This window comes from Nocardioides sp. 31GB23 (genome assembly GCF_040012395.1).
Classification (GTDB): Bacteria; Actinomycetota; Actinomycetes; order Propionibacteriales; family Nocardioidaceae; genus Nocardioides; species Nocardioides salarius.
Genome location: NZ_JBDYKJ010000020.1, coordinates 55,525 through 66,166 on the forward strand (window position 1 = coordinate 55,525; position 10,642 = coordinate 66,166).

Below are 10,642 nucleotides of genomic sequence, written 5' to 3' on the forward strand. Positions count from 1 at the left end.
CGGGGGTGCCCACTCCCACCGCTCGACCCCGTTACGATCGGGTGCGACCCGGCACCCCCGCCGGGCCGGTCGGCCTGCACGACGAGCCGGCTCCCCCGCGTCGCCGAGGACGGAAGGAGGCCGAGTGAGCGCCTTGCAGCGGTTCGAGCAGCGGCTCGAGCAGATGATCTCCGGAGCGTTCGCCCGGGCGTTCCGCTCGGCGGTGCAGCCCGTGGAGATCGCGGCCGCGCTGCAGCGCGAGTGCGACAACAACGCGCAGATCCTCTCCCGCCAGCGGCGCCTGGTGCCCAACGACTTCCACGTCGAGCTCTCGGGCACCGACCTCGAGCGCCTGGCGCCGTACGACACCGCGATGGCCGACGAGCTGGTGCGCCAGCTCGAGGAGCACGCGCAGGCCAACGCCTACTCCTTCCCCGGCCCCATCACCATCGAGTTCGAGGGTGCCGACGACCTGACCACCGGCCGGTTCCGGATCCGCAGCCAGGCCCAGGCGCGCGTCACCGGCAACAGCACCCACACCCAGGTCGGTCGCGCCAAGGCCCTCCTCGAGGTCAACGGCACCCGCCACCCGCTGCTCGGGGGCAGCGTCGTGGTCGGGCGCGGCACCGACGCCGACGTGCGGATCAACGACCCGGGCGTCAGCCGGCGCCACATCGAGTTCCGCGTCGACGCCGCCGGCGAGCGCCCGCGCGTCGACGTGCGCGACCTCGGCTCGACCAACGGCATGCTGGTCGACGGGCAGAAGATGACCAGCTCGGTGGCCGGCGACGGCACCGAGGTCAAGATCGGCAACACGACCATGACGGTGCGGATCGAGCAGGAGCACGCCGATGTCTGAGCTGACCCTGCTGCTGATCCGCATCGCCTACCTGGCGGTGCTGTGGATCTTCGTGCTCTCCGCCATCTCGGTCATCCGCTCCGACATGTTCGGCGCCCGGGTGCCCGAGACCGCCCGTGGCGGGCAGGCGCCGCCGGCCAAGAAGGAGAAGCGGAGCAAGGCCGCCAAGCCGAGCAGGCGCCGCGGCGCGCCGACCCACCTCCTGGTCGTCGAGGGCGGCAACGCCGGCGAGCGCGCCGACCTCGCCGACGCCCCCCTGCTCATCGGCCGCGGCTCCGACGCCGCGATCCGCCTCGACGACGACTACGTCTCCACCCGGCACGCCCGGGTCGCGGCCTCCGGCGACCAGTGGTTCGTCGAGGACCTCGGCTCCACCAACGGCACCTACATCGGCACGGTCCGCATCACCCAGCCCACCACGATCACCATGGGCACCCAGGTGCGCATCGGCAAGACGATCCTGGAGCTGCGCAAGTGAGCGGCCCGCTCCGGCTCCACTACTCAGCGATCTCCGACGTCGGGCGGGTCCGCAAGGACAACCAGGACTCCGGGTACGCCGGCCCGTGGCTGCTCACCGTCTGCGACGGCGTGGGCGGCGCCGCCCGCGGCGACATCGCCAGCGGCACCGCCGTGCAGCAGCTGCGCCGCCTCGACGAGGACCCGCCGGGGGAGCTGAGCCCCGACGACCTGCTGGGCCGCGTCGCCGGTGCGCTGCACCGCGCCCACGACCGCATCGGCGAGATCGTCGACGACGACCCCGCCCTCAACGGCACCAGCACCACCGCGACCGTCCTGTACTTCGACGGCCAGCGCATGGGGGTCGGCCACATCGGCGACAGCCGCGCCTACCTCTACCGGGCCGGGGAGATCAGCCAGATCACCCACGACCACACGTTCGTGCAGAGCCTCATCGACGAGGGACGGATCACCGAGCCCGAGTCGCGGGTCCACCCGCACCGCAACCTGATCCTCAAGGCCCTCGACGGCGTGCACGAGGCCGAGCCCGACCTCTTCCTGGCCGACCTGCAGACCGGTGACCGGCTGCTGGTCTGCTCCGACGGCGCCAGCGGCGTGCTCGACGACGCCCGCCTGGCCGACGTGCTCTCCACCGGCACCCCCGACTACGCCGCCGTCGAGCTGGTGCGCGCCAGCCTCGAGGCCGGCTCCTCCGACAACGTCACCTGCGTGGTCGCCGACGTGCTCGACGAGGAGGCCGCCGCCGCGCGGGCCGACGACCTCGCCGAGCTGCAGCCGATGCTCGTCGGCGCCGCCGCCGAGCTGCGCCGCCGCGCCCCCAAGGGCCCCCGGCCCACCGGCATCTTCCGCGGCCACCGCTCGGGCGACACCGGCGAGCTGGAGCCGGTGCAGGCCGACCTGCCCGACCTGCCCGACGACGTGCACGCCATCCCCAGCGACCCGATCGACCCCGAGACCGCCCGCTACGCGCCCCGCGAGCCCGCCCGGTTCTTCTGGGTGCGCCGCCTGCTGGGCCTGCTCATCGCCGCGGGCGTGGTGTGGATGGTCGCCGCGGCGGCCTGGTCGTGGAGCCAGGCGCAGTACTACGTCGGCGAGCAGGACGGCACCGTGGTGATCTTCCGCGGCGTCAACACCAGCCTGCCCGGGGTCGACCTCTCCGAGCCGTTCGCGACCACCAACGTCGAGCTCGACCGGTTGCCGGCCTTCGTCTCCGAGGGCGTGCGCGACGGCATCGCCGCCGACGACTTCGCCGACGCCGAGGCGATCGTCGACAACCTGGCCGGCGAGATGTCCCCCGAGACCGGCGAGGTGGCGCAGTGACGACCACCTCCCCCGCCTCTGCAGGGCCCTCGGGCCCCTCCGGCCCCCTGGCCTTCGTGCACCGCCGCCGCCGCGGCGCCGAGCTGTTCCTGCTCGTCCTGGCGCTGATGGTCGGCATCGGCGCCTACGCCGCGGTGGGTGTCGGCGTCCAGGAGAGCGTGCCCGCCGACCTGGTCGGCTACGGCGGCTGGCTGGCCGCGCTGATCATCACCTGCCACGTCGTGGTGCGCCTGGTGGCGCCGTACGCCGACCCGGTGCTGCTGCCGGTCGTGGCCGCGCTCAACGGCCTCGGGCTGGCCGTGATCCACCGCATCGACCTCGACCAGGGCAGCGGCTTCGCCTCGCGCCAGCTGACCTGGATGAGCGTCGGGGTGGCCCTGTTCATCGCCACCCTGCTGCTGCTGCGCGACCACCGGGTGCTGACCCGGTTCACCTACACCAGCGGGCTCGGCGCGATCGTGCTGCTGCTGACCCCGATGATGCCGCTGATCGGCAACGAGGTGCGCGGCGCGCGGATCTGGATCCAGCTCGGCCCCTTCAGCCTGCAGCCCGGCGAGGTCGCCAAGGTGCTGCTCGTGGTCGCCTTCGCCGGCTACCTGGTCCAGCACCGCGACGCGCTGGCCCTGGCCGGGCGCCGGGTGCTCTTCGTCGACCTGCCCCGCGGCCGCGACCTCGGGCCGGTGCTGGGCATGTGGCTGGTCAGCCTGGGCATCCTGGTCTTCCAGAAGGACCTCGGCTCCAGCCTGCTCTTCTTCGGCCTCTTCCTGGTGATGCTCTACGTCGCCACCGAGCGCCCGGGCTGGCTCGTGGTCGGCGGCGCGCTGTTCCTCGGCGGCGCCCTGGCCGCGTGGCGGATCTTCGGCCACGTCCAGACCCGTGTCGACATCTGGCTCGACCCGTTCTCCCACTACGGCGCCGGCACCGACGGGCGCGGCGAGCAGCCGCTCGAGGCGCTCTTCGGCATGGCCTGGGGCGGGCTGATCGGCCGCGGCTTCGGCGACGGCGACCCGGGCCGGGTGCCCTTCGCCGAGTCCGACTTCATCGTCGCGGCCATCGGCGAGGAGCTCGGCCTGACCGGCCTGATGGCCGTGCTCGTCCTCTACGGCATCATCGTGGAGCGCGCGCTGCGCGCGGCGCTGATCTCCCGCGACGGCTTCGGCAAGCTGCTGGCCGCGGGGCTCGGGGCGGTCCTGGCGCTCCAGGTCTTCGTGGTCGTCGGCGGCGTCACCGGGCTGATCCCGCTGACCGGCCTGACCACGCCGTTCCTGTCCTACGGCGGCAGCTCGCTGGTGGCCAACTGGGTCATCGTCGCGCTGCTGCTGCGCGTCTCCGACCTCGCCCGGCGACCGCTGCCCGACCTCTCGGGCGGCGCCGACCAGGGCTCCGACGACGACACCCAGGTGGTGAGGGTCCAGCGATGAACAAGCCGATCCGCACGATCTCGGTCTTCTGCCTGCTGCTCTTCGTGGCGCTGCTGGCCAACGTCACCTACCTGCAGTTCTGGCGCGCCGACGGGCTCAACGACGACCCCAACAACCGCCGCGCCCTCGACGAGCGCTTCTCCCAGCAGCGCGGTGCGATCCTGGTCGGCAACGACCCGATCGCGCGCAGCGAGCCGGTCGACGACCGCTACGACTACCAGCGCACCTACCTCAAGCCGCTGCTCTACAGCCACCTCACCGGCTGGTTCAACTTCTACAACGCCCAGCCGGCCACCTGCGAGGGCTGCCAGCAGCGCGTCGAGCAGACCTACAACGAGCTGCTCTCCGGCGAGGACGACCGGCTCTTCGTGACCCGGCTCGTCGACCTGCTCAGCAACAAGGAGAGCCAGGGCGGCAACGTCCAGCTCACCATCGACCCGGCGGCCCAGCAGGCGGCGTACGACGGCCTGCGCGCCGTGGTCGGCCCCGAGGGCGAGGGCTCCGTCGTGGCGATCGAGCCGCGCTCGGGCAAGGTGCTGGCGATGGTCTCGCTGCCCACCTTCGACCCCAACGCCCTGGCCTCCCACGACCTCGGCGAGGTCAACGCCGCCGCCGAGCGGCTCGAGGCCGACGACGACGAGCCGCTGCTGAACCGGTCGATCCAGACCACCCTGCCTCCCGGCTCGACCTTCAAGATCGTCACCGCCGCCGCCGCGATCGAGAGCGGCGACTACGAGGCCGACGACCTCGTGCCCGGTGGGCCGAGCTACCAGCTGCCGCTGACCAGCGACGACTCCGGCCTGATCGACAACGAGGGCCGCGACTGCGGCTCCGACAGGATCCCCTTCGCCCAGGCGATGGAGAACTCCTGCAACACCACCTTCGCGCGGCTGGCCGTCGACCTGGGCGCCGAGACGATGCAGGAGCAGGCCGAGGCGTTCGGCTTCAACCAGCAGTACTTCGAGGACCTGCTGCCCCAGGCCACCTCGCGCTTCCCCGAGGGCATGAACGAGCCGCAGACCGGCCAGAGCGGCATCGGCCAGTTCGAGGTCGCCGCGACCCCGCTGCAGATGGCGATGGTCGTGGCCGGCATCGCCAACGACGGCTCGGTGATGAAGCCCTACCTGGTCGACGAGGTGCAGAGCCCCGAGTTCGACCAGATCGACGCCACCGACGAGGAGGAGCTCTCCGAGGCGGTCTCGGCCTCCACGGCTGACCAGCTGACCGAGCTGATGGTCTCCACCGTCGACAACGGCACCGCCAGCCCGGCCGCGATCCCGGGCATCCAGGTCGCCGGCAAGACCGGCACCGCCCAGAGCGGCCAGGACGACGTGGCGCCGTACGCCTGGTTCGTCTCGTTCGCGCCCGCCGACGACCCCGAGGTGGCCGTCGCGGTGATGATCCAGGACGCCCCCGGCCGGGCCCGCGGCGAGATCGCCGGCGGCCTGCTGGGCGGCCCGATCGCCAAGGCTGTGATGGAGGCGGTGATCAACCGATGAGCGACGACACCCCCACCGGCGTGCTGCCCACCGGCGACGACGACGAGCGCTTCGCCGACGACGCGCGCCGCTACCGCCTCGACTCGCTGCTGGCCACCGGTGGCATGGGCACCGTGTGGCGCGGCACCGACACCACGCTGGGGCGCTCGGTGGCCGTCAAGCTGCTCAAGCCCGAGTACGCCGAGGACCCCGAGTTCCGGCGCCGCTTCGAGACCGAGGCCCAGCACGCCGCGTCGCTGCACCACCCGGGCATCGCCGCGGTCTACGACTTCGGGGAGGCGGGCGAGCGGGCCGGCTCGACGATGGCCCAGCCCTACCTGGTGATGGAGCTGGTCGAGGGCCAGCCGCTCTCGGCGCTGCTGCGCCCCGGGCAGCCCATGGATCCCGAGGTCGCCTCCGACCTCCTGGCCCAGACCGCCACCGCGCTGGCCGCCGCGCACGCCGCCGGCATCGTGCACCGCGACGTCAAGCCCGCCAACCTGCTCGTCACCCCCGACCGCCGGGTCAAGGTCACCGACTTCGGCATCGCGAGGGCCGCCGAGGCGGTCGGCGTCACCCAGACCGGCCAGGTGATGGGCACCCCCCAGTACCTCTCGCCCGAGCAGGCCCGCGGCCAGACCGCGACAGCCGCCTCCGACGTCTACGCGCTCGGGGTGGTGGCCTTCGAGTGCCTCGCGGGGCGACGCCCCTTCCAGACCGACTCGCCGGTGACCACGGCGCTGGCGCACCTCAACCAGCCCGTGCCCGAGCTGCCCGACGAGGTGCCGGCACCGCTCGCGGCCGTCGTACGCCGCGCGCTGGCGAAGGATCCGGGCGAGCGCTGGCCCGGCGCGACCGCCATGGCCGCGGCCCTGCGCGACCCCAGTGGTGCCGCCGGAGCGGTTGACGCCCCGACCGCGGTCGTCGACCAGCCCTCCCCCGGCTCCACCCAGGTGCTGCCGGCCGCCGGGGCGGGCGCGGGCGCCGCCGCGGGGCTCGCCGCCGGCGCGGCTGCCGGGTCGGCCCCGGCCACCCCGGTGCACGGCACCCCCGCGACCGGCACGACGGGCACGACCGGCACGACCACGGGCACGCCCACGGGCACCGCCGGTTCCGGCCGGTCCGGCCGCGGCCCGTGGGCGGTGGTGCTGATGGTGCTGCTGCTGGCCGCCGTCGGCGCCCTGATCATCGTGCTGCTGGTGACCGGCGGCGACGACGAGGAGCCGGCCGAGGAGCCCACCCGGGAGCCGTCGCCGACGACGTCGTCCGCCGAGCCGACCCCCACCCCGCCGACCCCGACCGCGACCCAGCCCGCCACCGTCGAGGTCGTCGCCTCCGACTACGTCGGACGCCCGGTCGGCGAGGTCGAGGCCGACCTGCGCGGGAAGGGCCTCTCGGTGACCCTCGACGAGCTCGACAACGACGGCACGCAGGAGGAGGGCGCCGTGGAGTCGGTGAACCCGACCGGCTCCCTGCAGGAGGGCGACACCGTCACCGTGCGCTACTGGGGACAGGCTCCCGAGCCCACCCCGACCGAGGACCCCACGCCGACCGAGCCGTCCGCGACGCCCAACGCGACGCCCACCGAGGCGAACCCCACGGACGGAGCCACCGGATGAGCGGCACCCCTTCCACCGTCGGCGGGCGCTACCAGCTCGGCGAGATGCTCGGCCGCGGCGGCATGGCCGAGGTCCGCAAGGGCACCGACGAGCGGCTCGGACGGGTGGTGGCCGTCAAGCGGCTGCGCACCGACCTGGCCAGCGACGCCACGTTCCAGGCCCGCTTCCGCCGCGAGGCGCAGTCGTCGGCCTCGTTGAACCACCCCGCGATCGTGGCCGTCTACGACACCGGCGAGGAGGAGGCCACCGACGGCTCCGGGGTCCAGCAGCCCTACATCGTGATGGAGTACGTCGCCGGGCGCACCCTGCGCGACATCCTGCGCGAGGGCCGCAAGATCCTCCCCGAGCGGGCGCTCGAGATCACCAGCGGCGTGCTGGCCGCGCTCGACTACAGCCACCGGGCCGGGATCATCCACCGCGACATCAAGCCCGGCAACGTGATGCTCACGCCCACCGGCGACGTCAAGGTGATGGACTTCGGGATCGCGCGCGCCATCAGCGACGCCTCCTCGACGATGACCCAGACCGCCGCGGTGGTCGGGACCGCGCAGTACCTGTCTCCCGAGCAGGCCCGCGGCGAGACCGTCGACTCCCGCTCCGACGTCTACTCCGCCGGCTGCCTGCTCTACGAGCTCCTCACCGGGCGGCCGCCGTTCGTCGGTGACTCGCCGGTCGCGGTGGCCTACCAGCACGTGCGCGAGCAGGCCCAGCCGCCGTCCGACCACGACACCGACCTGCCGCCCGAGGTCGACGCCATCGTGATGAAGGCGCTGGCCAAGCGGGTCGAGGACCGCTACCAGTCCGCGGCGGCGATGCGCACCGACATCGAGCGCTACCTGGCCGGGCGCCCGGTGCAGGCGACCCCACCGCCGCCCCTGCCGGCGACCGCCACCGCGGTGGCGGCCCGGCCGGTGCCGGCCGCCGAGGCGGCTCCGCTGCCCGCCGCCGAGGAGGAGCGCCGCCCCGTGGGGTGGCTGGTCGCGCTCGGGCTGCTGGTCATCGGGCTCGTCGTGGCCGGGGTGCTGCTGTGGCCACGCCTCTTCCCGGCCGCGCCCGACGAGGTGGCCGTGCCCGACGTGGTGGGGCGCCAGGAGGCCGCCGCCAGCAGGATCCTGGGCGAGGAGGGCTTCGGCGTCGACACCGAGTTCGAGACCTCCGAGCGCCCCGCGGGCCGGGTCATCGGCCAGGATCCCTCCGGCGACAGCTTCGTCGACCCGGGCTCGACCGTGCTGCTGACCGTCTCGGCGGGCCTGCCCGAGGTGGCCGTCCCCCAGGTCACCGGCTTCTTCCGCGACCAGGCGGTGACCACCCTCGAGGGCCAGGGCTTCGAGGTCGACGTGCAGCGCCGCTCCTCCGACGAGGACCGCAACCTCGTGCTGGAGCAGCAGCCACCCGCCGGCACCCAGGTCGAGGACGGCTCGACGGTCACGGTCATCGTCTCCGAGGGGCCCGAGAAGGTCCCCGACGTCGTGGGCGACGCCCAGCGGGTCGCGGAGCAGAAGATCCGCGACGCGGGCTTCAACCCGGTGATCCGCGAGGACTCCGATCCCGAGGCCGAGCCCGGCACCGTCACCGAGCAGATCCCGGCCGCCGGCGAGCGGCTCAGCCAGGGCCAGGACGTCAACCTCTTCGTCGCCCAGGAGCCCGAGCCGACCGAGGAGCCCTCCGAGGAGGAGCCCAGCGACGAGCCGGCGGAGGATCCCACCGACGAGCCGACCGACGACCCCACGCCGTCCGACGGCCTGCTCAACGGCAACGGGAACGGGAATGGGAACGGCAACGGCAACAACGGCGGTCGCCGGGGTCGGCGCGCGCCCTCCGCCTGACCGGGGCCCGACCCACGGGCACCACGCGCGGGCGGATCAGACGATGGGTTCGGCGTACGACAGGTCGAGCAGGCCGGAGTAGGCGGGCGCCTCGACCTCCTCCTCGAAGGAGGCCTCCCAGCCGATCTGGATGTCCTCCTGCGCCGACTGCTGCCGGTAGAGCGAGAGGTAGCGGTCGCCCTCGACCGACTCCGCCAGCTCCTCGGGGTCGCCGACGGCCGAGATGACGTACGGCGGGGGGTAGGGCACCCCGTGCAGGGTCACCGAGGGCCCCTCGCACTTGATGCCGGTCGTCGACACGACCCGCTGGCCCTGGATCGTCACCGCCTCGGCGCCGGCCCGCCACATCGCGTTGACGACCGCCTGGATGTCCTGCTGGTGCACGACCAGGAAGCGCTCGGGCTGGTCGGTCTCGTCGACGCCGAGCGGGCTGTCGGTCAGCGTGATGGTGACGCCCTCGCCCTCGACCGGCACCAGCCCCGCGGGGTCGGCGTACTCCTCGATGCGGCCCTGCACCCGGGCCACGTCGCGGTCGGCCAGGCGGTCGGTCAGGTCGTTGACGTCCGCGGTCAGCGCCTCCACCCGGCTGCGCAGCTGCTCGTACTGCTCGGCCTCCGAGCTGACCAGCGTCGTCAGGTCGGTGATGCCCGGCCGCAGGTCGGTGCCGTCGGAGCTGACGGCACTGACGGCGAAGAGGCTCCCGCTGAGCAGCACGACCGTGGGGGTCAGGATCCGCCAGCCAGCGGGCCGGCGGCGCTCCGGCGAGCCGCCGGCGACCACGCCCGCCCGGGCGCGCACGCGCGACCACCAGCCCGGGGGCGGCTCCCCCGGGGTCGGCCTCGCGTGGGAACCCGGCGTCATGCCCACTAAGGTAGCCCGCGACCCGCGGGCGCACCGAGCCCACGGGGGCCGCAGGCTGCACGTCGCGGCCCACACCTGCAGGAGTAGACGTGAGACAGAAGGTCAAGGACGAGCTGGCCGAGCCGCGGGGCCCGGTCGTGACTCCCCGCTCGGTGGCGGCGCTGCTGCTGGTCGTCGCCGGCATCGCGTGGGTCCTCTACTACTACTTCGGCGTGCGCGCCGACCCCACCGACTTCGAGGCCGAGCCGGGCAGCCCGGCCTGGATGGCCGACCTGGTCAGGTGGAACTACGTGATCGGATTCGGGCTGCTCTTCCTCGGCCTGGCCATCAGCGCCCACCCGAGCACCCCGATGGGCCGCGGCCGCGGCGTGGTCGCGGGCATGCTGGGCTGCTTCCTCATCGGCCTGGTGTGGATCTGCGTCTACTACGTCTTCGCCAACGACAAGCTCGACCAGATCCCGGTCTTCAACGACCTGCTGCAGTCGAACCTGTTCGTGGGCATCGCCTTCATGGGCGTCGGCTTCGTCTTCGCCACCCGCTGGGAGTGAGCCCGAGGGGCCCCTCCGGGCCCCCGCACAGAGCTTCATCCGGACCGTCCGTCACCGTCAGGTGGCGGGCGGTTCTGCACACCTGGGGACAACGCTGTGGACGAATCACACGCGTGTAGTTCTCCACACCTGTGGACTCATCTGTGGACAACCTCCCCCGCAGGCTCCCGCCCCAAACGCCGACCCGGCCCATATCTGGCTCTCCTGTCTCTTCCGTGGGTCATGTGCGCCCGGGGAGGGTGGGCCGGTGGCCG

9 protein-coding genes are annotated in these 10,642 nt (G+C 73.4%); 8 read left to right on the forward strand and 1 reads right to left on the reverse strand.

Annotated elements, in window-relative coordinates:
• Nucleotides 1-124: 124 nt before the first annotated feature.
• Genes ABKW28_RS08550 through pknB form a run of 7 tightly spaced genes read left to right on the forward strand, consistent with a single transcriptional unit; the run spans nucleotide 125 to nucleotide 8,979 of the window.
• Complete coding sequence (locus ABKW28_RS08550) at nucleotides 125-838, forward strand: DUF3662 and FHA domain-containing protein (RefSeq protein ID WP_193670547.1); 714 nt, start codon at nucleotides 125-127, stop codon at nucleotides 836-838.
• Nucleotides 831-1,316 (forward strand): FHA domain-containing protein, encoded by a 486-nt coding sequence (locus ABKW28_RS08555; RefSeq protein ID WP_193670548.1) that lies wholly within the window; start codon nucleotides 831-833, stop codon nucleotides 1,314-1,316. The genes ABKW28_RS08550 and ABKW28_RS08555 overlap by 8 nt, the downstream gene beginning before the upstream one ends.
• Complete coding sequence (locus ABKW28_RS08560) at nucleotides 1,313-2,635, forward strand: protein phosphatase 2C domain-containing protein (protein WP_193670549.1); 1,323 nt, start codon at nucleotides 1,313-1,315, stop codon at nucleotides 2,633-2,635. Before ABKW28_RS08555 ends, ABKW28_RS08560 begins: the two co-directional genes overlap by 4 nt.
• Complete coding sequence (locus ABKW28_RS08565) at nucleotides 2,632-4,056, forward strand: FtsW/RodA/SpoVE family cell cycle protein (protein ID WP_348608262.1); 1,425 nt, start codon at nucleotides 2,632-2,634, stop codon at nucleotides 4,054-4,056. Before ABKW28_RS08560 ends, ABKW28_RS08565 begins: the two co-directional genes overlap by 4 nt.
• Nucleotides 4,053-5,555, forward strand: a complete 1,503-nt coding sequence (locus ABKW28_RS08570; protein ID WP_348608265.1) for a penicillin-binding protein 2 — start codon at nucleotides 4,053-4,055, stop codon at nucleotides 5,553-5,555. Before ABKW28_RS08565 ends, ABKW28_RS08570 begins: the two co-directional genes overlap by 4 nt.
• Nucleotides 5,552-7,153 carry a protein kinase gene (locus tag ABKW28_RS08575; RefSeq protein ID WP_348608268.1) on the forward strand — a complete coding sequence of 534 codons (1,602 nt, stop codon included), beginning with the start codon at nucleotides 5,552-5,554 and terminating at the stop codon, nucleotides 7,151-7,153. The genes ABKW28_RS08570 and ABKW28_RS08575 overlap by 4 nt, the downstream gene beginning before the upstream one ends.
• Nucleotides 7,150-8,979 carry a Stk1 family PASTA domain-containing Ser/Thr kinase gene (gene pknB / locus ABKW28_RS08580; protein ID WP_348608271.1) on the forward strand — a complete coding sequence of 610 codons (1,830 nt, stop codon included), beginning with the start codon at nucleotides 7,150-7,152 and terminating at the stop codon, nucleotides 8,977-8,979. Before ABKW28_RS08575 ends, pknB begins: the two co-directional genes overlap by 4 nt.
• Before the next feature lie 36 nt (nucleotides 8,980-9,015).
• Here pknB and ABKW28_RS08585 read toward each other — a convergent pair whose 3' ends face one another.
• The gene (locus ABKW28_RS08585) at nucleotides 9,016-9,840 is read right to left on the reverse strand and encodes a DUF881 domain-containing protein (protein WP_348608274.1); all 825 of its coding nucleotides are present in this window, start codon (nucleotides 9,838-9,840) and stop codon (nucleotides 9,016-9,018) included.
• A gap of 89 nt (nucleotides 9,841-9,929) precedes the next feature.
• Here ABKW28_RS08585 and ABKW28_RS08590 point away from each other — a divergent pair, with 89 nt between their 5' ends.
• A complete protein-coding gene (locus ABKW28_RS08590; protein WP_348608277.1) occupies nucleotides 9,930-10,388 on the forward strand; it encodes a cell division protein CrgA in 459 nt (152 codons plus the stop codon).
• The last annotated feature ends 254 nt before the right edge of the window (nucleotides 10,389-10,642 follow it).

Coding starts and splice junctions, on each gene's coding strand:
- ABKW28_RS08555 (WP_193670548.1), top strand. CDS start 831: ATGTCTGAGCTGACCCTGCTGCTGATCCGCATCGCCTACCTGGCGGTG.
- ABKW28_RS08570 (WP_348608265.1), top strand. CDS start 4,053: ATGAACAAGCCGATCCGCACGATCTCGGTCTTCTGCCTGCTGCTCTTC.
- ABKW28_RS08575 (WP_348608268.1), top strand. CDS start 5,552: ATGAGCGACGACACCCCCACCGGCGTGCTGCCCACCGGCGACGACGAC.
- pknB (WP_348608271.1), top strand. CDS start 7,150: ATGAGCGGCACCCCTTCCACCGTCGGCGGGCGCTACCAGCTCGGCGAG.
- ABKW28_RS08585 (WP_348608274.1), bottom strand. CDS start 9,840: ATGACGCCGGGTTCCCACGCGAGGCCGACCCCGGGGGAGCCGCCCCCG.